General features: G+C 52.9%; 17 protein-coding genes and 2 tRNA genes. 10 read left to right on the top strand and 9 right to left on the bottom strand.

Features of this window, described 5'->3' with window-relative positions:
• Window positions 1-5 precede the first annotated feature (5 nt).
• Both H1D41_RS02180 and H1D41_RS02175 read right to left on the bottom strand, forming a co-directional pair.
• Complete coding sequence (locus H1D41_RS02180) at window positions 6-674, bottom strand: DUF4391 domain-containing protein (RefSeq protein ID WP_228847358.1); 669 nt, start codon at window positions 672-674, stop codon at window positions 6-8.
• A complete protein-coding gene (locus H1D41_RS02175) occupies window positions 671-3,943 on the bottom strand; it encodes a helicase-related protein (RefSeq protein WP_228847357.1) in 3,273 nt (1,090 codons plus the stop codon). Before H1D41_RS02175 ends, H1D41_RS02180 begins: the two co-directional genes overlap by 4 nt.
• Window positions 3,944-4,697: 754 nt before the next feature.
• Here H1D41_RS02175 and H1D41_RS02170 point away from each other — a divergent pair.
• From H1D41_RS02170 to H1D41_RS02155, 4 genes are all read left to right on the top strand, one after another.
• On the top strand, window positions 4,698-5,369 hold the full coding sequence (locus H1D41_RS02170) for a hypothetical protein (protein WP_228847356.1): 672 nt from the start codon (window positions 4,698-4,700) through the stop codon (window positions 5,367-5,369).
• Window positions 5,370-5,562: 193 nt separating this feature from the next.
• Entirely contained in the window at window positions 5,563-7,452 is a 1,890-nt protein-coding gene (locus tag H1D41_RS02165; RefSeq protein ID WP_228847355.1) for a hypothetical protein, read from the top strand.
• On the top strand, window positions 7,452-8,846 hold the full coding sequence (locus tag H1D41_RS02160; RefSeq protein ID WP_228847354.1) for a hypothetical protein: 1,395 nt from the start codon (window positions 7,452-7,454) through the stop codon (window positions 8,844-8,846). Before H1D41_RS02165 ends, H1D41_RS02160 begins: the two co-directional genes overlap by 1 nt.
• A gap of 156 nt (window positions 8,847-9,002) precedes the next feature.
• Window positions 9,003-9,422, top strand: a complete 420-nt coding sequence (locus H1D41_RS02155) for a hypothetical protein (protein WP_228847353.1) — start codon at window positions 9,003-9,005, stop codon at window positions 9,420-9,422.
• A gap of 81 nt (window positions 9,423-9,503) precedes the next feature.
• Here H1D41_RS02155 and H1D41_RS02150 read toward each other — a convergent pair whose 3' ends face one another.
• From H1D41_RS02150 to H1D41_RS02140, 3 genes are all read right to left on the bottom strand, one after another.
• The gene (locus H1D41_RS02150; RefSeq protein WP_228847352.1) at window positions 9,504-11,597 is read right to left on the bottom strand and encodes a tyrosine-type recombinase/integrase; all 2,094 of its coding nucleotides are present in this window, start codon (window positions 11,595-11,597) and stop codon (window positions 9,504-9,506) included.
• Between the two features lie 142 nt (window positions 11,598-11,739).
• Window positions 11,740-11,814 (bottom strand) — tRNA-Asn (locus H1D41_RS02145).
• A 110-nt stretch (window positions 11,815-11,924) separates the two neighbouring features.
• Window positions 11,925-12,824: an MBL fold metallo-hydrolase gene (locus H1D41_RS02140; protein ID WP_228847351.1), complete on the bottom strand. Its 900-nt coding sequence runs from the start codon at window positions 12,822-12,824 to the stop codon at window positions 11,925-11,927.
• Window positions 12,825-12,934: 110 nt separating this feature from the next.
• Between H1D41_RS02140 and H1D41_RS02135 the strand changes: the two genes are divergently transcribed.
• Both H1D41_RS02135 and H1D41_RS02130 read left to right on the top strand, forming a co-directional pair.
• Complete coding sequence (locus H1D41_RS02135) at window positions 12,935-14,233, top strand: ATP-binding protein (protein WP_228847350.1); 1,299 nt, start codon at window positions 12,935-12,937, stop codon at window positions 14,231-14,233.
• Between the two features lie 98 nt (window positions 14,234-14,331).
• On the top strand, window positions 14,332-15,525 hold the full coding sequence (locus tag H1D41_RS02130) for an FAD-dependent monooxygenase (protein ID WP_228847349.1): 1,194 nt from the start codon (window positions 14,332-14,334) through the stop codon (window positions 15,523-15,525).
• 64 nt (window positions 15,526-15,589) lie between these two features.
• On the opposite strand, the gene H1D41_RS02125 is transcribed toward H1D41_RS02130, so the two are convergent.
• The 3 genes from H1D41_RS02125 to H1D41_RS02115 form a co-directional block, all read right to left on the bottom strand.
• Entirely contained in the window at window positions 15,590-15,913 is a 324-nt protein-coding gene (locus H1D41_RS02125; RefSeq protein WP_228847348.1) for a hypothetical protein, read from the bottom strand.
• Window positions 15,914-16,451: 538 nt separating this feature from the next.
• Window positions 16,452-17,774, bottom strand: coding sequence for a Hint domain-containing protein (locus H1D41_RS18375; RefSeq protein ID WP_228847347.1), 1,323 nt, complete (start codon window positions 17,772-17,774; stop codon window positions 16,452-16,454).
• A 708-nt stretch (window positions 17,775-18,482) separates the two neighbouring features.
• Window positions 18,483-18,559 (bottom strand) — tRNA-Ile (locus tag H1D41_RS02115).
• Between the two features lie 156 nt (window positions 18,560-18,715).
• Between H1D41_RS02115 and H1D41_RS02110 the strand changes: the two genes are divergently transcribed.
• Window positions 18,716-18,961 carry a hypothetical protein gene (locus H1D41_RS02110; RefSeq protein ID WP_228847346.1) on the top strand — a complete coding sequence of 82 codons (246 nt, stop codon included), beginning with the start codon at window positions 18,716-18,718 and terminating at the stop codon, window positions 18,959-18,961.
• A gap of 46 nt (window positions 18,962-19,007) precedes the next feature.
• On the opposite strand, the gene H1D41_RS02105 is transcribed toward H1D41_RS02110, so the two are convergent.
• On the bottom strand, window positions 19,008-19,913 hold the full coding sequence (locus tag H1D41_RS02105; RefSeq protein WP_228847345.1) for a sterol desaturase family protein: 906 nt from the start codon (window positions 19,911-19,913) through the stop codon (window positions 19,008-19,010).
• A gap of 177 nt (window positions 19,914-20,090) precedes the next feature.
• Between H1D41_RS02105 and purM the strand changes: the two genes are divergently transcribed.
• Genes purM through rnd form a run of 3 tightly spaced genes read left to right on the top strand, consistent with a single transcriptional unit; the run spans window position 20,091 to window position 22,953 of the window.
• Complete coding sequence (gene purM / locus H1D41_RS02100) at window positions 20,091-21,137, top strand: phosphoribosylformylglycinamidine cyclo-ligase (RefSeq protein ID WP_228847344.1); 1,047 nt, start codon at window positions 20,091-20,093, stop codon at window positions 21,135-21,137.
• A complete protein-coding gene (gene purN / locus H1D41_RS02095) occupies window positions 21,134-21,736 on the top strand; it encodes a phosphoribosylglycinamide formyltransferase (protein ID WP_324250250.1) in 603 nt (200 codons plus the stop codon). Before purM ends, purN begins: the two co-directional genes overlap by 4 nt.
• 59 nt (window positions 21,737-21,795) lie before the next feature.
• Window positions 21,796-22,953 (top strand): ribonuclease D, encoded by a 1,158-nt coding sequence (gene rnd / locus H1D41_RS02090; protein ID WP_228847343.1) that lies wholly within the window; start codon window positions 21,796-21,798, stop codon window positions 22,951-22,953.
• Window positions 22,954-23,127: the final 174 nt, after the last annotated feature.

Genomic DNA, 23,127 nt, shown 5'->3' with positions numbered 1-23,127 from the left:
CCTGCCTATTCCGGCTTTTTCAGATGCTCGAAGTCCGCCTGCGCCTCACGCAGCTGACCGTGCAATGTCATTTTGATGTTGAATTGCGTCTCGCGTTTCAACTTTGATTTCAGCTGGCTGATCTCACGCTCTTTGGTTTTCAGCGCGTGCGCCCGGTCCATCCGCGCGCCTAAGGATTCCGCCGTTTGCGGCACAATCGGCATGAGCGCTGTCAGGATCTGTTCATAAAGCACACCGAGGTTCAGCGCCACTGGCAATGTGGTGCGTGGCACGTCAGCTGGCAGCCAGTTGGACCGTAGGTAATCGGAGATAACCCACTTGTCTGTTTCGGCCTCTGACGGGCGTTTATGCGCCGCGGCGACTTGGTTTTTTTGGTCGTATTCAAGTTCGAACACGATGGGAAACGGAATGGCGCGGTCGATGGCTTTGAGCACGTCATCCTGCACAGTGTCTGTCTTTAGCGCGACGCGAAATATTTGGATTTCTGGCACGGATTTGGTGGCTGGCAGGTTGATCGTTTCCGGGGCCAGTTTGACGCGCCATGTGATCTGATCCACCTGCGCGACGAATTTGTCCTTGAGCGCCGTAGTTGCCTGCACACGTTCATAAATCCGCGTTTTGGGCACGACACGTTTCAGCAGCGCGGTTTTGGGGTAGTCGTAGAGCGCCGTCATGCAGGATCCCTCACGACGATGAAGGCCAACAGTTCAAAATCATCGAGACCTGCGATGGTGTGGGTCAGCGCGGTGGTGTGTCCGCCTGAAAAGAGGCTATCGAGGTCGCGCTCTTCCTTTACTTCGATCATGGATTTGATCGCATCGCTGAGCAGTTCGGAATACTTGCCCATCTCGCGCCCATCTTTGGTTTCCGAGTTAAAGGCATCGCAGAGCGCCTTGATGGGTTTGTCCAGGCCCTTGCAGCTTGAGCGGATCATGTCGAGCAGTCGCTTCACCTCAGTGTAGTCGGCGATTACGTTGGCGTCATTATCCAGGTAGATCAGGTAATAGGGGTGCAGGCGGTTCTGTTGGTTGACGTTCACGTCCGGTTGAATGTTGCGCAGAGCAAGGATCATACCTGGGCGTAGACCTTTGGCGGGGTTGGACGGGACGATTGCATGCAGACCTTTGGGTTGGCCGGCCAAGTCGCCATGTTCCTTGGTGTAGTTCAGCAGGTCCATGCGGAAGTCGTTCAGGCCCAAGTCGGTAATGGAAACGCCGGTTTTAACATCCTCGAGCTCGATCACCTCCTCCTGCAGGCGCTGCAGCTGGTCCTTACGGTAGGCAACATCACTGCTTTTCGCCGTCAGCACGTTGTCTTCACCAGTGCCAGCCAAATCGACGATGTGCATCCGGTTTTCGACGCGTTCCTTGAGGTTGATGTACTCGTCCAGCGAGATGTCGGGCCAGTAGTTGACCAACTGAATGGCGGAGTTGGGTGAGCCGATCCGGTCAACCCGGCCAAAGCGTTGCACAATCCGAACTGGGTTCCAGTGGATGTCGTAATTGATCAGGTAGTCGCAATCCTGAAGGTTTTGCCCCTCGGAGATGCAGTCGGTTCCGATCAAAATGTCCAGTTCTTCTGGCACCTCCGGCATAATCAGTGCCTTCTCTTTCGCCTTGGGGGCAAAAAGGGTCAGAACCGATTGGAAATCGTAATGAGGCTTCAGTGTCGTTTTTGGGTTTCCTGAGCCCGTGACGATTCCTGTTTCAGATCCCATTGCGCCCTTTAAGGCAGGCGCGACGTGGCGATAAAGATATTCGGCGGTGTCTGCGTAAGCAGTGAAAATCAGGACCTTGCGATTGCCTGGGTTCAATGGCGTGGCCATCTTTTGCCTAATGACCTCGATTAGGTGTTGGAGCTTAGCATCCTCGTCAACACCAACCTTGTCCATCTCTGCCAGAAGACCTTGAATGATCTCGTGGTCACCGCCCAAATCAGCCTTCCAGGTTGGGATGTCCATATCAGCAAGGTCGATTTGGATCTTTTTGCCGATGGTAAATTCGCCGAGGCCCAACAGGTCGTCATCGTCGGTGTCCAGGCTGTCCATCTCATTTAAGACGTCTTCGATCCCGCCATTGCCGCCACTGGCCTCGAAGCGATCAATGGCTTCCTGCATCGCACCAATGTTTCGGTTCAGCGCACCTAAGGTGAGACGGAATGCTTCTACAGAACTTTCAAGGCGCTTCAGAAGGTTCGTCGTCATCAGCGCTTGCAGGCTACGCTCGCGATCGGCCTGGCGCAAAGTACCTTTAGCGCCCTCTGTTTTGGTGTCGTAGAGCTCTTCATATTTTTTGAGGCGGCTCGGTTGGATGTAATTCACCGGCGCGTAGACAGCCATTTTTAGTAGGGATAGATCGCTATAAATTTCGTCAAATCCCACGACATCCTTGCGGAAGGTGATCGGGAGGTGATGGGAAATTGGCTTTCTTCGCTCGGGGAATTGCCCGATGTCAGCTGTGTCGTAGAATTGCTCGATATGCTTGCGAGAACGCGCAATTGTCACCGAGTCCAAAAGCTCAAAGAAATCAAGATCCAGCGCTCTGAGAATCGATTGTGCTGTGCGTTCCGCTGGGGGGAGCCCCGACCAAGTATTGAAGGCAGTTTGGGCCTTCCGGAAGATTTCCTCAACACTGGACTTGGTCTTCAGGTTTCGGCTCAACGTGTCCGAATGCCCCTCGTAAGCCAATGCGAGCTGGTTGCGAAGGTCGGTGAAACGGTTGTTAACTGGGGTCGCGGAAAGCATCAAAACTTTCGTCTTTACGCCGGATTTGATGACCTTGTTCATCAACTTTTGGTACCGAGTTTCACGATCCTTGTAGACGTCGTTATTTCTGAAATTGTGAGATTCGTCGATGACGACCAGATCATAGTTGCCCCAATTGATCCGGTCGAGTGGTATGCCCAGTGACTCGCCCGATGTTCTTGAGAGGTCAGTGTGACAGAGGACATCGTAGTTGAAACGGTCAGCTGCAAAGAGGTTTGTTTTAAGGTTCGTGTTGTAGTTGCGCCAATTGTCGGCGAGCTTTTTTGGGCAAAGAACCAGAACGGATTTGTTCCGCAGTTCATAGTATTTCACTACCGCAAGCGCGGTAAAGGTTTTCCCTAAGCCAACGCTGTCCGCAAGGATACAGCCGTTATAGGTTTCCAGCTTGTTGATTATTCCGGTGGCTGCATCTTTTTGATAGTTGAACAGTTTGTTCCAGACGAGGCTATCCAGATAACCCGTCTGGTCGTTGGGCAGCACATCTTCGTCAACATCTTCAAGGAATTCCTTGAAGATGTTATACAAGATCAAGAAATAAATTCGTTGTGGCGAGTTCTCTTGGTACACGGCCTCAATGTGTTGAAGGACCTGATCCGTTACATCTTGAACGTTTTCGGGGTTCGCCCAGACTTGATCAAATAAAGAAAGATAGGTTTTTGTGGACAGATCATCTTCGAATGCATGAGTGAAATTAGAAACAGCGTTGCCTGGCTGGTAGCCTAAGTCGACCGCCGAAAACCCACTGATAGGCGAGAAAACCTTGTTTCCTTTGCTTGCCTCGATGGTCGCGAACTGCTGCATCGGAGCGTCAGTTGCGTTGGATTTGAAGGTAACCTTCCTCCGGATCCAATCCGCACACTGTCTTGCGATGGCCTTTTGAGTCAATTTGTTCCGAAGATGAATCTCAAACTCTGTGCCGTAGAGCGCAGTTTCCCTGAGTTGTTTCGGGATAAAGAATTCACGTTTTTCTTTCTTTGAGCGCCCTAATGCCTCGTTCGGAATGAACGTGGGGTCAATCAGGATGAACTCGAGCTCTTTGACGTTTTCCAGTTCATCTCTCAGCGCTTCATACGCAAAGATTGAAAAACAACTGGCCGCCACGCGGATTTTTGAGCCGACTTCGACGGATTCTTTCAGTTCGTCTCCCAGTAGGACAGAAATGTTGTCGATGATTCTCAAAATGTAATCCTGAAACTTTTATAAAATCTAACACTTTAAGGGGGCGGAAAAATAGAAGAAATTGCGGTTCTGGTGCAAGCATTAGGTCGATTGAGGTTCTGTCTTCCAAAAAAATGAGCCAGCGCGCCGTCGGTCGGCAAACCACTCGCAGTGATTTCGGCGGATTTAGAGGCTTCGGTGACACCATTCTCACAACCCTGGCAGCTACATTTTGGATGCTGAACGACGGTTGCGCGAAACTTGGCTGGATCGATCGTCTCCGATTTTGAACAAAAGAGGGACTTTTTGAAGGTTGTTACTAAAGCACTAAGACTTGCATGCTCGTCTTGTTGCGCAAGGATACCCTACAAAAAATATTTCGTAGGGTAAGAAATTGGCCTATATATACCCCACACCATTTTTTCGTGGGGTATGAGATCGCCCTGGCGAGTGGACCGGCATGGCGGGCTCATATCTCGGTAAGCCTCGAGCTGATGCCGCAGACAAAAGCCATTCTCGCTTTACTGACGAAATGAACCGACACAGTTTGCGGATACGGCATTTTTTTGAACTCCATTGATGTTACGAGGAATTAATCGAAATTTTGTAAGTATAATGTTTTCAATTTCTTATCGACTGAAATTGAGGTCGCATCAGGGTTTTCCTGTGATGTGGCCGATGAGCTTTTAGATCTGCATCCAGTTTGTCATAGTTTTTGTTTTTCCGATGTATAGTTTGCCTCCATCTCCTGTCTGAAAAGACGTAGGAGATATCGATGGGAACAGAAGGTTATTGCGACCTAATGGGCGGCGCCAATAAAGTTGAAATTGCTGGATGGCTCCGGATTTCGCGAAACAACGTTGATGAGTTATTGGGAGAGCTTGGGGTGCTGGCGTTAGGTCGCAAGTATCCTTGGCGTCGAGTGATCGAAGGCGCGCTCGGCGTGGAGGCGAAGGCAGCTGACGACCTTACGAACGCACCACTTATGACGATTTCGGAGGCCGCCGAGGAACTGGGCCAGCCCGTGGATGGATTGAAAGCCAAAATCCTGGATGGTCAGCTATATTTACCACCGCTCTACGTGTTTGGCCCAAAACGCAACAGGTTTGTCCAGAGCCAGCTAATTGAGTGCTCGCGAAATCCAAGAAACACGTTCACAGAACTGCCTCTCAATAAGAGTCTGTTTCTGACCTCGGATGAGACCGCGGGCACACTGGGGTGTACTTTGACAGACTTGGAAGTCGAGTTTGGAAAAACTGGTTGCGCTGAGCCAAAGCACGTCATTTTGACGGGGGGCGTGAAGTGGTACTTTAAGTCAGAGGTACAACGTATTTGTTCGGAGCTTCCAGAGGTTCAAGCGGCCAATAGAAAGACACCAGCGCCTGAATTTTCAGGTGGTGTGCTTGGTACGGCAGCCCGCTTTGTCGTGCAGTCTGGCCCAGATTGAGGTCGGATTCTTGCACTGAATGATCTCGTTTTGCACCGCAAACGCCCCTGCGCACTGCATGCCCCGCGATGTCAAACTGTCGGCTATTTAAGGATCTGTTAAAGCTGCGACAGAATGACATTTATTGCACTCCAAGCCTTTAGATGCACCGAAAACAACCAATCTCCTCCATAACAAGAAAAGGAAATGCCCCATGAGCATTCTAACTCAGATCGCGAATTCTATTGCCATCCCGGTCGCAACAGAACCACCAAAACCAAAAAACCTACAAGACGTGTATGACGACGCAAACGTTGCCGGGAGGGATGACGAAGCTCGGGCTACTAAGCGCGTTGCAGACTACTTTGCGGCACCGCTGGCCAGCTTTGAAGCGGATGTCGAGTGGTTCGACCAAATGTTCCCGCTCGCACACCGCATGGTGCAAGTTCCTGGCCGAGAACGCAGTTTCTGGAAGTCACGCAACGGTTACAACAAATGGCGCAACAAGGTGCGTCGCCGCATAGAACATAGCAATGGTGCAGTTGCCGCCGAGAAGGAACGTAAAGCGCGGCAGGATGGTTGGGCACTCCTGAACGAGCTGTTGCATACTCTGTCTCACAATGGAGGCCCCATTCACGGGGGCGAAGCAGGCGCGGTGGTAGCTTTTGCCGACTGGGCTCGCAAATCTGCTATCGAACCGGGAGAGCTCGATTGCGAAGCTATTGCCCTGATCCTCGACAGAGCTCCAAGCGACAATATACGTCGCAAGCATCTACGAGCGCTGGAAGTCCTGAAGCGTTATCAGTGCATTCGCAGTATTGCGGCACATCTTCCCGATGAACTTGATATCAACAGAGCCCGTCGCAGATTTGAGAACGCGTTGCCTCCACATTTGGACATTTGGATCGATGAAGTGTTGGAGATCGGCCGACTGAAGAACGCGAAATATGACCGAACAACCGACAAGCACTCAGATGCTTGGCAGCCAACGACAGTCGGCACTTACAGGTCGGCCTTGCGTTCCTACGTTTGGAGCGCATCTCGGGAGCGCGGTGGCCAAATCGACCTTGATACGCTGACTGATTTCTCAGAGCTTTTTACGGAAGATACCGCATGGGTCGTAGCCGCAAACTGGAACAACAGGTCAGAGATGCCTGATGGCCTGAACCCAAGGTCAGCATATGACTACTTTGGCCATGTCATGACGGTTCTTGATCGCAACGAAATGGATCCAAGCTCCCTTGCGAAGGTCCGTGAAGACTGCGAATTTCTCGTAGAAGGGAAGCAGAGGGCCGACGAAATGTCGCCAAAAACGGTTCAGTTTTGTCGCCCACTTATCAATATTCCGCAGAGACGGCGCAGCTTCCTTACCCAGCACTTTGCTTATCGCGACCGCGCGGATGATATCCTTGCGACGGACAAGATGTTGACCGCGTCGCAATTGCGCGAGGTGCGGATGTTCGGCACGTGTGCAGCGTTCGCGGCGATCGAACTGTGTGGCGCACCTAACCGCGTGACAAACGTCCTTCAACTTCGTCACCGTGGTCCGACTTCGAACCTGTTCCTGCCCACGGGTCATGCAGATCACTACGAAATTGCGTTGAACCGAAAGGAAATGAAGGTCAGAAAAGGTAAACCTGTGCCGCGCCAGAAGATCCGGCGCAACGCGCTGGAAGGCGCGCAGACTCTTGATTGGTATATCAAGACAATTCGCCCACTGTTTCCTTATGGGAACGCGCAATGGTGTGCCGGAATTGATCAGCCGTTTGAAAGTTTGCGTTTCGGGAAGATGCAGGACTTATTGCAGCGCTCTGAGTCCCCTCACTTATTTGTCGCATTGCAAAGTGCTGGGCACCTCTCAAAGTCTGTCTTCTATGAATATCTCTGTGAAGCGAGCGAGGCGATCGGAATGCCGATGACGCCCCACAACTTTCGACACGGTGTCGCAAGCATCATGCTCAGACGGTCGCTCGCAAATATTGGTAGAGTTGCGACGCTTTTGAACAATTCCCCCAGCGTCGTAGAGAAGTTTTACGCATGGATAAACGAAGCGATCGTCATCGAGGAAGTGCAGGATGAAATCATGGACGAGGCGTTTGGGTAATGGCCAACCGTTTCCGGATCCTTGCTAAGCCCGTATGGCAGGATATATCGAGTCATCCTGTCATTCCAACGCTGAGCCTCGATCAATTGCGTGCTTTAGATGCGTTCTTCGATCACCTTGGCCAGTTTGCGCTGACCGATCCGCTGGCCGAGGATTTCCTGGCTTTTGCGAGCCTCGGTGACGGGGTGAGCCAGTTGGCTCACCTGCACGCCGCACTTACCATGTTCGACGCGGCGGATCCAAAACTTGCCGCCATCGACGAGGCGTTGTCGCTTGTTACTGCAAAGAAGCAGCACAAAGGCAATTCGAGTAAAGGTAGGGTGCACTACACCCGCAGCGTCTCGGTAGCTCCCAATGACCTTCCGACCGATTGGCAGGCCGTTCTCGAAGGGCTTCGGATCCGGCGCACGGCGGGCGACAAGCGTGCACCTGCATCGGACATCCAAGCGCGAATGGCGCAGAAACTGGGCCAATACACTTTGGTGATGCGCCGCGAAGGGCTATCGGAAGAATTGCACCAAGAAGGGCTGACGGCTTTTTATGCCGATCTCTCAACGCGCATCAGCAGTCGGTCGGGTGAACCTTTACGCCCCGCGACTCTGCGCGCGACTTGGGAAGAGTTGGAGCGTTTTGCCCGTCACCGAAGCACTTACTCCGATCAATTGATGGGTGCATTGAGGCAGACGCTGAAAACCTTGGTGGATGAGGAAGCGAACACGGCGCAGCTTAAGTATGGCAAGCTTCACGGCATCGGGCGCCCGCCCGATATTATCCGAGACGCCCACGACTTGCTGGAAAAAGCCGAAAAGGCAGTACCCCCCAGCAAACGGCACATTCAGCGCAACCGCGCAGCGGCTTTTGCGTTGCCCGCAATTTTACCGCTTCGTCGAGAGTGGGACAAGATTATCTTTGGCAAGACATTGTTTTGGGATACCGATCGCTATCGCTTTCGGGGCTATAAGCCTGGTAAGACCGCGCTGCTCGACGGTCGCCGCGAATTCCCCGGCTCAATTCATCCGATGATGTCGCGGTTTGTTGATGCTTTGGTGCTCCAGGACAACAATCCACGGTATCTTGAGGTGCTCCGAGATCATGCGGAAAACAGCAAGCGCCCGCTCTTCGTACACCCCAACGGCATTCCGGTGGCAAAGAACTACGTCACCAATGTCTGGCGCGAGATAGCTGGCACCGGGGCGCAAATTGCCCGTACTTCGATGCATGATTATTTTGGCGCGAGAGGTGAAGAGGGCGTGCGCATGGCAATGATCATGTGCAACCAGCACTCGCGCGACACGGCTGACAGTTACATCGGCAGCTCAGTCGGCGAGCATGAACTGGAGATGGTGAGCGAAGATCTGCTCGACGAGTTCGAAGCTCTTAGTGCCATGAAATAACCCGGTTGGCTGTCTCCGGTTTCCCGCGTTCCTTCTGGTTGAGAACGCGCAGAAACCGGTGCAACCCAAGCGAACAAGGAAGACAAAATGAAATGATACCAGCGCATACCAACCCGACTCGTAGCTTGATCACAATTCCCATCAAAGGAGATTTCTATGGCTCTTCAAGGCTGCATCTACCAAATCCGCGAAGAAGAAGCGCTATTGGCCATCAGGGCAGCAGGTAGCTTTGCTGCGCTTTGGAGAAACACGGCCTCTTCTATCGGCATCGGCACATCGCCTGGCACTGCAGAAACGCTCGTGCGGATTTCTCATGCAGACCTTTTCCATCTCAAAGATGAAGCAGTGTTCGAAGAGATAGAACGGATACTCGTGAATCGCCTAAACGAGATCGAAACCTTTGCCGATGGCAAAGGTTATGGCGATTTCGCTATAGCAAACGACTCCAGTTCTGATTTTCTCTTTACCGATATGTTCAGAAGGGCGTGGACCTTGATTGAAAGCTGGAAAGCGTTCAAATGCGCCCGTCAACGCATCGTCGATCGCCGTCACGCATCTCGCATCGTGGCGATGTAGACTAAGTTTGCTTATGAAGTGCCGCCGCCCGAGTTGGCGGCGGCAACAGTCCTAAATACGTTTAGATCGAGCCATTGGCGATCACGCAGTTTTCAGTGCCCTCATTTTTACACCATCCTGGGCGGCAAGGTAGGGACCTTTTCGCGGCGTCTCGGCTTTTTCAAATCGTCTGGTAACCATTGATAGGTCGATTTGATCCAGTTCGAGAAGCTCCTTAAGTGTTTTGAGTGGGAAGCCTTCGGGCAGGTAGTTGATAATGCCCACGTCTTCGTTTCTGTGACCCATCATGTAGCGACGCGCGGTGTCCGGTATGGCATACCCGACCATCTTCGAGTTAAAGGTCGTTCTAAGCGCATGGAAGTCCAGCCGTTCTGCATAGATCTCGCGCGATTTTCGGTAGTAAGTAAACTTCTTTGTGAAGGTTGCCGTGAAGGTGTTCTTTGAACTTTTTGACCGGTTCACTTTATCAAAGATCCTTCTTTTCCCGAGTGATTTTTGATGCTCGACGAGTTTCATGAAGCCCAGTTCCAATAACTGGCTGTGGATAGGAACGAAACGGCGGGCGTTGTTGCTTTTGGCGCTTTGACCGGTGCCACGTTCGATGTCAAAGAACAGGACATCACTATCACTTCGGATATTCTCAGGCTTCAATTGGAGGATTTCTTCACTGCGCAAGCCGTGGAGTCTGGCGATGATTGGCAACCAGTAAAGCGGGTCGTCAATCTCGGTCTTGGCCGCAGTCCATTTATCCTTGCCCAGAAGATCCTTAAACTCGCCCAACCATAGCATGCGGGTTGTTTCCGGCCGCGCATTGCGCAACTCATCGATCGCTTTTTCACTCAGCACAAATGGCTTGAATGAATTGTGGGAGATCACCCCAAGATCCACTGCGTGGTTCAAGGCGGATCTCAGATTTCCCTGGTGACGTTGCACGGTGCGGGGGGCGATTGTCTTGAAGTTGGCCTTTTCTCGAAGGGCTTCGGCTTCATCTTTGCCGATCCGCTCCTTTTGGATCTTGATCTCTGCTTTGCGTTGTTCACGTTCCTTCTTTTTCTGTTCGCGTTCAATGATCTCAAAACAGTGTTGCTCCTTGTCCAAGGGTGACTTGCCGTGATTTTTCGGGAGCTTGAACAACAAGTTATTGAAGGCCGCCCATTCCTCATCAGTGACGTGGTGGATCGGTTTGTTTCCGATCATGTCCGAGATGATTTTTCGGGTGGACTGAACGGTGCCAGCATCTTTCTTGAATTTCTCGGCAAGTTTCTCATCTTCGTAGATATAGGAGCCTTCCTGCCTCAGGCCGTTCTTCTTGTATTCAAACCAGGAATCCCAAAGATCGAGCACGCCGCCATCGCTTCCGTCGAGAACGTGGGCTGGCGGGTTTTTTGCCGTCTGAACGGAAACCTTCAGCCCCTCGCGCTCGAAAAACACCTCGTCTTTCTGTCTTTCTTCCTCTGCGGGTGCCTCAGCAGCGGTAATCGCAGAGTCCTCATTTGAAGATGTCGCCGATTGAGTTTGCGCTGGAAGTGTTTCTTGCTTGTCATTAACGATAGGAGCCTCGGATGCAGAAACTGGAACTTGTGAGGGGGCAGCAGGGATAGGCTGAGGAACTTGCAGAGCCATTTGTAAATAAGGTTGAGTGTCCGAGAAAACCCCGCGAGCCCGGCGATCTTTTTCGTCGCTGAGTTCGATCAGCAGGCGCAACATTTTATCAGCAAGGACAAAAAAATCTTCTTCTTTTTCATCAAGTGTAATGCCAAGATGTTGCGCGGTCACACGGATCGGATCGAGGGCAGGGCTTTTGTCGCATAGGAATATGGCGTCGTGCAATGCAGCCCGGGAGGCGGCTTCAACCGCAAGTGCTGTTTCGGCTGCCTGACGGCTGCGCGGACCCGTCAGCGCGCGCAGACGATCTGACGCCTCAATCTCAAGACTGGCGTAGGTTGTTAAAATATTGGTCATGATATCTGGCGACATGTCGATCTCTGCGTAAAAGCAGATGTCGCTGATCGCGGTTAGGCGACGGGCAACAACTGCGGCTTCGCGGATGACCTGGGTCTTTAAGGGAAAACAAAAAAATGCGGGTATGAATCGCATTTTTGCGTGTGCCGGAACACGTCGGCGCCAGAAGAAGCCGGTGGGTCTGAGTTCAAGATGAGGTTGTTTAAGTGCCATTGAGGGCCTCCTGAGGTGGGAGGTGCCGGGCAAGGGGCAGGAATTCTGTGCAAACTTTTGTGCAAAGCTTTGTGCAACAAAAAAACCCGCCCGATTTCTCGGAGCGGGATTTTTGTTTTCAATCAACGCCTTGCGGTGTGATTGGCTCCGGCGGTAGGGATCGAACCTACGACAAATTGATTAACAGTCAACTGCTCTACCGCTGAGCTACGCCGGAATATGTGGGTGATATAGCGGTGCTGATTTGTGGCGTCCAGAGGATTTTTGCAGTTTTTTGAAGTTTTTTTATACTTCGGTTTCAGGCTACCGCTTGCTGGGGTGTCATAATCAGATCAGTTGAAATTTCACCTCTGCGGTCAGGTCGCCAAGCGGTTTTGCCTGGCCGCGCTGTATCAGATCAATGAGATGGGCCAGCACATTTCGCTCTGCGGCGGGCAAAAGGGCGGGGTTTACGTCGGTATAGATTCTTTTTGTAAGCGTGGAGGCACTGGCAGGACCATCCCGGAGCGCCGCAACAATCTGAGTTTCGCGGGAACGGCGGTGATTCAGCAGCCAGGCGATGCGGTCAGCTGGGGTTTCTACGGGGGCGCCGTGGCCAGGGTAATAAATCCGATCCTGACGAGCGGCGAGTTTCTCACAGCTTTTCATGAACTCAGTCAGGTCACCATCAGGGGGCGAAACCAGAGAACTCGCCCATCCCATGACGTGATCTGCTGAGAACAGGATATCTTCCATGGCAAAACACAGATGGTTCGACATATGGCCGGGGGTGTGCAGGGATGTCAGCATCCTGCCGTCTACAAGGATGGTCTCTCCGTCCTCCAGGGTGCGGTCCGGTTTAAAACCAGTGTCGATCCCTTCGCCGCCACCTGCCAGCCCGATTGCGGCAAGGGCCTGCATATGAGGTTTCTGACCGCGGGTGGCAGGGCCAAAGGCCAGAACAGGTGCACCAACCTGTGTCGCGAGGGGATGCGCAAGGGGGGAGTGATCTACATGGGCGTGGCTGACCAGGATATAGTCAACAGGCCGGCCATCGATGGCGTTTATAAGGGCGCTGAGATGCGCCTGGTCCATCGGTCCCGGGTCCAGAACAGCCAGACGGTTTTCACCGATCAGCCAGGTATTTGTCCCCCAATATGTCATCGGGGACGCGTTGGGTGCCAGCACCATCGCCACGCCCGGTTCATATTCTGTCAGGGCTCCGGCGGTGGGGGGCTGGGTATTCATGTGCATTCTCACCTTTTCGCCGCTTCCTCACGCGGTTAAGCTGAGGCATGCGTATGTCTTCTATATTTGCCCGGGTGCTTCCCGGTGTCAGAACCCGGCTGAAAAACCTGATGCCCCGCACACTTTATGGCCGTGCGGCGCTGATCCTGGTGATGCCGATTGTCACCATTCAGCTTGTGGTGTCCATTGTCTTTATTCAACGGCACTACGAAGACGTTACGGTACAGATGACGGGGAATGTGCTGCGGGAGCTGACCTGGGTGGTGGAACAGGTGGATGCGCAGGGGAATATCTCAGGGGCTGAACGGTTTCTGCAGGCCGTTTCAGTGCCACTTGAATTCGAAACCGGATTTCAACCGGGATATCGCGAAGCCGCAGATCAAAGCGTGTTCTATGATCTGACTGCACCGATTGTGATTGCCAGTCTGCGTGAAGGTCTGCCACAAATTGGTGGTGTTGATCTGCGCAGCAATAAGAATCAGGTGCAGTTTGCCTTGCCCACCCGTCATGGAATGCTGAATGTGCGCTTTCCGCGGTCCCGTGTGTCTGCCCGAAATCCGCATCAGCTGTTGGTGCTGATGATGTTTACCAGCCTTCTGATGACCGTGGTTGCTTATATTTTCCTGCGCAACCAGATGCGCCCGATCAAAAAGCTTGCCGAAGCCTCAGAGGCTTTCGGTAAGGGGCAGTGGAAGGAATATACGCCACGTGGTGCAACAGAGGTCAGGGCGGCGGGTGGTGCTTTTCTGGCGATGCGGTCAAGAATTGAACGTCAGATTGAACAACGCACGATGATGCTGTCAGGTGTAAGCCACGATTTGCGCACCCCGATTACCCGGTTGAAACTTTCGCTTTCTATGATGGAGGATGAGGAAGAAGCCGGGGCGATGCAGGACGATATTGCCGATATGGAACGTCTGATTGACAGCTTCCTGAATTTTGCACGTGGCGATGCGGCTGATGAGATTGCAGAATGTGACCCGGTGGAAATTGTGCGGGACTCGGTTGAAAAGGCGCGCCGCAACGGGGCAGATGTGAAAATGACTTTGCCGGATTATGTGCCTTTGACGTCCCTGCGACCTCAGGCGATTGCGCGGGCATTGGATAATCTGATTGGCAACGGTTTGCGCTATGGCAGTAAGGTGCGGGTGGCGCTGCTAATGCATGACCGCAGCTTTGTGTTCCGGGTGGAAGACAACGGGCCGGGCATCGCGCCCGAAGACCGTGCTGAGGCGGTGAAACCCTTTGTCCGCCTGGAACCTTCACGCAATCAGAATAAATCGAGTGCCGGAACCGGACTGGGCCTTGCGATTGCTTTTGATATCGCGCGCACCCATGGCGGCAGTCTGCGTCTTGGGGAAAGCCCTGCGCTTGGCGGCTTGAAGGTGGATCTGATCGTCGCACGCTGACACTGGCCCGGCTGCTGCAATTCGTCCGCTTTACCTTTGTTCCGGACTGGCAGAATGTGTGGGAACAGGCGCATGTCTGCAGAATAAGGGACAGAACAATGAAGATCATCATTGCAGGTGGCGGAATTGGCGGGCTTTGTGCCGCGATCGCTCTGACTGAGGGTGGGCATAAGGTGCGTGTGCTGGAACAGGCACCAGAGATTGGTGAGGTCGGGGCAGGGGTTCAAATTTCGTCAAATGGCATAAAAATCCTTGATAAACTTGGTGTTATGCCGGGACTTGAACCTGCGGTCTTTGAACCGGATGCGATTGAAATGCGGATGGGGTCGACGGGCCGGCAGGTGTTCTCACTGAGAATGAAAGATGTGGCCACGCAGCGGTGGGGCGCACGGCATCTTCAGGTGTATCGCCCGGATCTGATTGAAGCCCTGCGGGCGCGCCTGGAAATTCTTGCACCAGGTGCGCTGACCACAGGGGCGCAGGTTACCGGCTATGACCAGAACGCCGATCAGGTTACTGCGCAGCTGACCGATGGAACCGAATTGTCAGCAGATCTTCTGGTCGCCGCGGATGGGGTGCGTTCACGCCTGCGCAATCAGATGTTTGGTGGCGACGCGCCGGTTTATACGGGCAACACCGCCTGGCGCGCTGTTGTGCCTGCGGAATGTCTTGGGGAATTTGTGCCGCCGCCGACCGGATGTATCTGGGCCGGGGAAGGCAAACATGCTGTGACCACCCGGATGCGGAAGGGCGCACTGATTAACTTTGTTGGTATCGTGGAAACAGAAAACCCGTTGCATGATGATCAGCCCGGGCGCGATGGCTGGCGGCAGGCGGGCACACAGGCAGAGGCAATGCGCGATTTTGGCAATTGGTCGCCGGTGATCACAAAGATCATTCAGGAAGCCGGAAATATGTTCCGTTGGCCGCTTTATGGCCGTGCACCGCTGCCGCGCTGGTCTGACGGCCGTGTTGTTTTGCTGGGCGATGCTGCGCACCCTATGCTGCCTTCCATGGCGCAAGGTGCGGTTGCGGCGTTCGAAGATGCCGTGGTTCTGGCACGTGTGCTGGGGCAGGGTGGCGACGTTATCGCAGCGGGGCATCGCTATTTTCAGACGCGAATACAACGCGCAACGAAAGTGCAGGAAGTATCAGCTGCCAATCTGCGTCTGTTTCACAGCCAGGGCAGCCTGATGAGGGGGATATCTTTCGGGTCTGCCGGGCTGGCCGGGCGGTTTGCCCCTGGTCTGCTTTACCGGCGCTATGACTGGCTCTACGGGGCAGAAGTCTGAAACGACAAAAAGCCGACGTGGATACGTCGGCTTTGCGTTTTTTAGCGGGAACTCGATGTTGCAGTTACATGAACTGTTCGATGCTTGCGCGCAGATCACCGATTGGGTCAGGGTAGTTGAGGCGAACAGCCCGGCAATACTGCCGCGCGATAGAGCCTGCAGTGCGGCGATCGAGGTTGGTCAGATCCTGAATGCCTGTCACAAAGTGACTGGTGCCATGATCCCAGAGGACAACGTTCGGAATGTAAGCAACGCAGCTTGGCTCGATCTGAGTGATCGGGTCGAAGCGGGATACTTCCGGATCGATGCGTACTGTTTCAAGATTACCTGCCAGAGCGGCAGTTGCGCTCATAAAGGTGACGGCGGCGATTTGTTTAATCAGATTCATTATTACTCTACCTCGAAGACTGAACGTCAGTTACATTACTTTTTGCACGTAAATATTATGAGTGACAACGCGAAGACGTCGCCTTCCGTTAAATGGTGCCCGAATAGCAACAAATTCGGTCAAAATTGCTACCTTTTGGGTGGAATCTGTATGCGTAACAATCCTGAGTTGTTGGGATTTCAGATATTTAAGCATTTGGTTGGAATGGTTTTTACCGATTCTACCGGCTGGCGCGGGTCATGGATGATCTGTTCGTTTTCCCTGTCAGGGCTGATCGTTTCCACTGGTGCGAAAATGGTCTGAACTTGTCGGTATTGTTCGGGGTAATGCGCTGACTTGAGACATATTGTGAGAACAGGTGATTTATGGAAAGCCTCCACACAGGTGGTGAAACCTTTGAGGCCCCCAACGTAAGCGTTTACATAAGTTGGGTTAACCCATCACGACTGTTTTCAATCGCTCCCTGTCCTCACCGCATTGGATAACGTTATCCTGATCGTCATAGTCGAGGGGAACGTCAACAATGCCACACCTGAATTTATGTTGCTTCCTGCTGAGAGATTTGTAAGGGGCGGTTGTTCTGGAGATGTCGTTCAATAAGCCGCTTTTGCTGCCTGATCGTCGGGATGTAGCGACCAGGCTCCGGTTTAAAATCACGATCAGACAGCTCAGGAAACAACGTCATCACCTCATCATAATATTCGGGTGCGAGCGTGTCCAAGGCATGAGCACCTGTAAACAGACTTTCTGTTTCTGAACCCTCAGCAAAGATTATGTCGTGGCGGTCCAGAAGGACATGGAAATATTCCACCTCAGGTTCTGATTTATCCACATAAATCCCTGGAAGATCCGTAAGTTTCCCGGCGGCGATCAGAACTTCGGACTGTTCAAACATGCGCATGGCTATCTTTGATCTGACAATCATCCGGTGTTGGCGAGAGACCCGCAAGTCACGCTTTGGGAAACCCGTACCCAAGGCATCAGCGCTGATGCATATCGGTGCGGTCTTGTCATCCACGGCAACCGTCCGCGATCCGATCCAACGCACTGGTTGCAATCCATTATCTTTGGTCATCAGCAAGGTGCCCGCGCGCACCTCCTCAACAGAGATGGATCCATTTTCTGTGCTGAGCATTGTGCCTTTTGAGAAACAGACGAAGGACTCGCTTGAACCGCTCCAATTCGCACGTCCACCTGTTCGCAGTCCGAGAGAATGCGCAGCTGGAGCGACAAGGGACATCCCCCCATAGCTAACGCCGGAAAAAGAGGTCGCAGATGTCAGATCAGACAGAGACTGATCCGCCGACGTAGGAGCGACCATCCAATATGTTTCTGATGTACCATTGGTCGCACTTGTAATGCGAACCTGATGCATAGCCCAACTGGTCGTCCCATCCGGGCCAGTAGCGTTAAAAGAGATGCCGTAGACGGAACGACCAACCCCTGGGCCCGAAGGTGTCGAAGGGACACCAAAACTTGCACCATAAGACTCCTTTGTCTGCGATGCGCTGGCTTCGGGTGTCACATATGCATTTGTATACAGGTTAGAAGCCGTAACAGGAGATGTATTATACGTGTGGATCATCGTATTGAACTGCAAGCGCTCATCACCAGCAAATCCAAGGGACCCATCTGTGTTCGCCATTGTATAGGGCGTACTATCGACAACAGATCCCGTTCCAATAGAGGTGTATTGGTTGTTGCCCAAAAAGTTGTCATCATCGGTTACAACAATCTCTGTTGCGACCCCACCACTCCCAAAGGTACCAGACATACCATTCAGTGTGACCAGGTTCAGGGCAGGCGACGTCGCGACAGTTACATCGCTTGCTTTAAAGAGGGCGTAATGAAACTCTGGCACTTGTTAACTCCACATTTGCACTTTGCAACTTAGTTCGTCTATCCAGACCAGTAATTTCGGGTCAAGCTAAAATCTTGCTCTGTATTCGTTCAATTTCGAATGACTATACGCTGTGGTTGAGGTCCTTCCATTTGGTGACCGTTTTGCGCGTGAATTGGTTCGTTTTACTGAGATCCGTGCCTGTTCTCGCAGGGGGGCAGCGACAATGAAACGAATCCTGATATGACTGTAAAACAACCAACACCAATCACGGACGCAGAAGAAGCAAGCATTCAAGGGATGGTTGAATAGATCCTAATGTTTCAGACACTTTCTTCCTTAACTTTGTGGCGAGGTGCCCGTTATGGGGAAGCCAAATTTCAGTGAAGGTTTTAAGCGTGACGCTGTGCACCAGATTGCAGTGCGGAGGAACATAGTTAATCGGCCATTCTGTGGCAGAGAGCCTGGATACAAAAGTTAGTAGGGGTGTAATTGAAATTGTGAAACTTCTTGAACCAGGCCTGAACCCAGAAGATATTCTGATGATCTTTTTGGATAACGGATATGCAAGTTGGATGACCGATATGCAAAGATCCTCTTTCAGCGCGACGCGGATGAATCAATCGACGGTTCGTCGGACAGGCTACTTGTAAGTCATAGAAATTTAATGTGTCGAGGACGTGACCTGTAGAAAAGGTTCCCATTGTTTTATTGAAAAGATTTTCAAAATGGTAGGCCCGGTAGGACTCGAACCTACGACCAAAGCGTTATGAGCGCTCTGCTCTAACCAACTGAGCTACAAGCCCGCCTGTGCTTATCCGTATCATTCTGAGACGGGAGGTCAAGCGCGCAGTGTGGGATATGCATTCCGTTGCGCAAAATTCAACACCGCCCTTTTTCTGACAATTTATCGCGTTTTGATAGGGTCGGGAATTTTTCCCAAAGAAGAAAAGGGGAGACGCATGAAATTACGCAATACATTACTGGGCACAACGCTTGTCGTTGCACTGGGCGTCAACAGTGTGAATGCCGGAGAAGTGGTCACACCACCGCCATCCGGATCAAACGGGGCGGAAAAGGTGCTGATTGCCGCGGTGGTAATCGGTGTTCTGGCCTGGGCATTTGGTGGATCCGGCAATGGCAATGCCGCATCCCGCGAAGCGCCTGCTGAAGACGATGGAAAAGGTGAAATTCTGATGGAATTCTGATTTCCGTCAGACATGTTGACTGCGGCCCCTGTTTCAGGGGCCGTTTTTATTTGCGCAGCCGCGCGGTCATTTGCTTCAGGGGATAGACCAGCGTGTAAAGCAAACTATAGCTTCGGGAGGGGTCTTTTTGTGGATCCTCAACGCCGAATTTCACATTTTCAATGCCCCGGATCACATAGAGCGTACCAAACATCCAGTCCCATATCGCAAGCGTATGCCCATAGTTTTTGTTATAGTGCTTCGGGGCGGTGCTGTGGTGGATCTGATGTTGTGCAGGGGAAATCAGAATATGTTCCAGCACCGGTCCAAAACTGATCCAGAGATGTGTGTGATGGAAATTTGACATGGCGATATTGGCCAGAACAAACAGCACATTAATGCCGGCAACGCTGTAGATCATGCTGGCCGGATCATGGCCGCCGATCAAAAAACCCTGCGCAACGCCGATCAGGGCAGAATTGATCAGTATGGCTGTGAAATGCACAAGCGGGTGCTGTCGGTATGCGGTGAACGGGGTCAGAACCTCGGCGCTGTGATGCACGGCATGAAGCGGCCAGAGCGTGTGAACCTGGTGATGCAGCCGGTGGCTGACATAGCTGGCAAGATCGGCAGACAACCAAAGCAACAGTGTCAGCAGAAGCGGGGATGAGATTAAAGGGTCTTCCTGCCCGATCATGCGCCCAACATTTATTGCAATGAATGTGGTCAGAGAAATACGTGCCGCCACATTAAAAAAGGACATCAGGCGTCCGAGAAAAAACAGTTTTATGTCAAGGCCGTGGGATTTGTGAAGCCAGATTTTACGTGGCATCAGCCAGGCCCAGAACCCACCGGGACGGCGGCGCAGCAGATAGATGATCCATGCAACCGGAAGGCTGAGGATCAGATATTCCGGTGCGGTCATTACACCAGAGCCGAAAAAAGCGGCGTAAAGATCAGTCAGAAATTCCATGCGTCCCCCCAAGGCGGTTTATCCGCCTTAAATGAGTTGTTTTTGTGACCCGCGCTGAAAAACGCAGGATTTCCCCGGTTGTGAAGATTAAGACCTCACATATTCCTTCTGCAATCGACATAGCGACAATTGAGTGATAACTGGCGCGCAAAGCTAACTGATGAGCCGGAGCGCACCATGACTGACGGAAAGAACGGAATCACCTATGCAGACGCGGGTGTGGACATTGATGCAGGCAATGAGCTGGTTGAACGTATCAAACCGGCCGCCAAGCGTACCATACGTCCTGGTGTGATGTCCGGCCTTGGCGGGTTTGGTGCGATGTTCGACCTGAAAGGCGCAGGTTATAACGATCCGATCCTGGTCGGCGCGACGGATGGCGTTGGCACCAAGTTGCGCATCGCGATTGACACCGGCAACTATGACACCATCGGTATTGATCTCGTCGCCATGTGTGTGAACGACCTGATCTGTCAGGGGGCGGAACCGCTGTTCTTCCTTGATTACTTCGCCACTGGCAAGCTGGATCTGGACAGTGCAACCACCATCATCAACGGCATTGCGGAAGGTTGTGCGCAATCCGGTTGTGCCCTGATTGGTGGGGAAACCGCTGAGATGCCAGGCATGTATTCCGAAGGTGACTTTGACCTTGCGGGTTTTGCGGTTGGCGCGATGGAACGCGGTGCAACCCTGCCGGCGGAAATGGGCGAAGGTGACGTTCTGCTGGGCCTGTCTTCAAACGGCGTGCATTCCAACGGTTACAGCCTTGTGCGCAAGTTGGTTGATATGTCCGGCCTTGGCTGGGATGCAGATTGCCCATGGGGTGAAGGCACCCTTGGCGCGGCTTTGCTGGCGCCGACAAAACTTTATGTCAAAGGATCTGTCGCGGCGATGAAAGCGGGCGCTGTGCGTGGCCTTGCGCATATCACCGGTGGCGGTCTGACCGAAAACCTGCCGCGCGTTCTGCCGGAAGGTCTGGGCGCTGAGATCGACCTGAACGCCTGGGAACTGCCTGGCGTGTTCAAATGGCTGGCTGCAACCGGTGGGATGGAACAGGCTGAGATCCTGAAGACCTTCAACTGCGGTATTGGCATGATTGCGGTTGTGTCTGCCGACAAAGCCGCAGAGGCGCAAAAGATCTTTGAAGACGCGGGCCATGACGTCTGCACCCTGGGTCAGCTTTCCGCAGGTGAAGGCGTGACCTACAAAGGCGCGCTGCTGTGAAAGCGCAGAAAAAACGGGTCGCCATCCTGATTTCAGGGGGCGGCTCGAACATGGTGACGCTGGCGCAGGATATGTTGGGCGACCCAATGCATCCTGGTGCGCCTGTGCTGGTGCTCAGCAATATTGCGGACGCGGGTGGTTTGGCGAAAGCCCGCGATCTGGGTATTCCGACTGCGGTTCTCGATCACAAAGCATATGACACCCGTGAAGATTTTGACGCCGCCCTGAATGATACATTGCGCCATGCCGCGCCGGATGTGATCTGCCTTGCCGGTTTCATGCGCATCCTGACCCCTGTGTTTGTGGATGCCTGGGAAGGGCGGGTTCTGAATATTCACCCGTCCCTGCTGCCGAAATACAAAGGCCTGAACACCCATGCCCGGGCGATTGAGGCCGGGGACAATGAAGCAGGTTGTTCTGTGCATAAGGTCACTGCGGGTCTGGATGATGGCCCATTGCTTGGTCAGGCTTCTGTTCCGATCCGGGCGGATGATACGCCAGACAGCCTTGCAAAACGTGTTCTGGTTCAGGAACATCAGCTTTATCCGGCCGTATTGCGCCATTTCCTGACGGGTGAGCCTGGGCTTTTGCGTCTCTGACCTTCCCAGGAGAATTATTTTCGCTTACAACGTCTGAAACAGAAAGATAATCAGGCCACATGCAGACAATTACCACCACCCAGGCGCTTGCCGAATTTTGTGCCCGCGCTGCCGCTCATCCTTACGTCACCGTTGATACAGAATTTCTGCGCGAACGAACCTATTATTCAAAGCTTTGCCTTGTGCAGCTGGCTTATCCGGGTGACGGTAAAACCGACGCGGTGTTGGTGGATCCCCTTGTTGAAGGCATGTCTCTGGAACCTCTTCACGATCTTTTCCGCAACGAAGACGTGGTGAAAGTGTTCCATGCCGCCCGCCAGGATCTGGAGATCTTTTTTATCGAAGCAGGCGTTTTCCCGCTTCCGCTGTTTGACACTCAGGTTGCGGCGATGGTGTGCGGTTTTGGCGAACAGGTGGGCTATGAAACCCTTGTGCGTAAAATTGCAAAACAACCGCTTGATAAATCCTCCCGTTTCACCGACTGGTCCCGCCGTCCGCTGACCGATGCGCAGAAAACCTATGCTGTCGGGGATGTGACCCATTTGCGGATGATCTACGAACGGCTTTCAGCTGATCTGAAGAAGAACGGGCGTGAACCATGGTTGCAGGAAGAACTGCAGGTTCTGCTGTCACCCGAAACCTATATCATTAAGCCGGAAGAGGCCTGGAAGCGTCTGAAAACACGGACAAATTCTGGTAAGTTTCTGGCTGTTGCCCGCGAGTTGGCTGAGTTTCGGGAAAGCTACGCACAGTCCCGTAACATCCCACGCAACCGTGTGATGAAGGATGATGCGCTGATGGAACTGGCATCGACCAAACCACAAAACGCGCAGGACCTTGGTCGTTCGCGCCTTCTGCTGCGTGAAGCACGTAAGGGCGATGTTGCAGATGGCATTCTGAAGGCTGTGAAAGCGGGCTTGAACAGCGATCCGGCGACCTGGCCGAAGGTCAGTAATGACAAAGATAAGGCCCAGGTGAACCCCGCGCTGGCGGATCTTCTGCGTGTGCTGCTGAAAGCCAAGGCTGAGAATGCAGGCGTTGCACAGAAGCTGATCGCCACCGCATCTGAACTGGATGAAATTGCGTCTGGCAAGCGGGATGTGCCATCGCTGAAAGGCTGGCGTGGCGAGGTCTTTGGCGAAGATGCGATACGTCTGTGTCAGGGTGAGATTGCCCTGACCGCGAAGGGATCTGCTGTGAAAGTGGTTGAACTGTAAGTTCACCACAATCAGGGCGTTGATTTCCCTGGACAAGCCCTGTCTGAACGCCATTTTCACCGGAAAACCGGAAAACCGGAAAACCGGAAAACCGGAAAACCGGAAAACCGGAAAACCGGAACTCTGGACCTTTACTGTCCGGATCTGCCTTTCATCTTGCCAGCGGCGCGTGAA

It is taken from the genome of Halocynthiibacter styelae, from assembly GCF_016123485.1.
GTDB lineage: Bacteria > Pseudomonadota > Alphaproteobacteria > Rhodobacterales > Rhodobacteraceae > Halocynthiibacter > Halocynthiibacter styelae.
Note: the sequence above shows the minus strand (reverse complement) of the source record. Positions and strands in the feature narration are given on the sequence as shown.

Bases quoted from the DNA above. Each gene is read 5' to 3' on its own strand.
- H1D41_RS02170 (WP_228847356.1), top strand. From the start codon at position 4,698: ATGGGAACAGAAGGTTATTGCGACCTAATGGGCGGCGCCAATAAAGTT.
- H1D41_RS02130 (WP_228847349.1), top strand. From the start codon at position 14,332: ATGAAGATCATCATTGCAGGTGGCGGAATTGGCGGGCTTTGTGCCGCG.
- H1D41_RS02105 (WP_228847345.1), bottom strand. From the start codon at position 19,913: ATGGAATTTCTGACTGATCTTTACGCCGCTTTTTTCGGCTCTGGTGTA.
- H1D41_RS02140 (WP_228847351.1), bottom strand. From the start codon at position 12,824: ATGAATACCCAGCCCCCCACCGCCGGAGCCCTGACAGAATATGAACCG.
- rnd (WP_228847343.1), top strand. From the start codon at position 21,796: ATGCAGACAATTACCACCACCCAGGCGCTTGCCGAATTTTGTGCCCGC.
- H1D41_RS02125 (WP_228847348.1), bottom strand. From the start codon at position 15,913: ATGAATCTGATTAAACAAATCGCCGCCGTCACCTTTATGAGCGCAACT.
- H1D41_RS02180 (WP_228847358.1), bottom strand. From the start codon at position 674: ATGACGGCGCTCTACGACTACCCCAAAACCGCGCTGCTGAAACGTGTC.
- H1D41_RS02155 (WP_228847353.1), top strand. From the start codon at position 9,003: ATGGCTCTTCAAGGCTGCATCTACCAAATCCGCGAAGAAGAAGCGCTA.
- H1D41_RS02165 (WP_228847355.1), top strand. From the start codon at position 5,563: ATGAGCATTCTAACTCAGATCGCGAATTCTATTGCCATCCCGGTCGCA.
- purM (WP_228847344.1), top strand. From the start codon at position 20,091: ATGACTGACGGAAAGAACGGAATCACCTATGCAGACGCGGGTGTGGAC.
- H1D41_RS02150 (WP_228847352.1), bottom strand. From the start codon at position 11,597: ATGGCACTTAAACAACCTCATCTTGAACTCAGACCCACCGGCTTCTTC.
- H1D41_RS02160 (WP_228847354.1), top strand. From the start codon at position 7,452: ATGGCCAACCGTTTCCGGATCCTTGCTAAGCCCGTATGGCAGGATATA.
- H1D41_RS02110 (WP_228847346.1), top strand. From the start codon at position 18,716: ATGAAATTACGCAATACATTACTGGGCACAACGCTTGTCGTTGCACTG.
- H1D41_RS02135 (WP_228847350.1), top strand. From the start codon at position 12,935: ATGCCCCGCACACTTTATGGCCGTGCGGCGCTGATCCTGGTGATGCCG.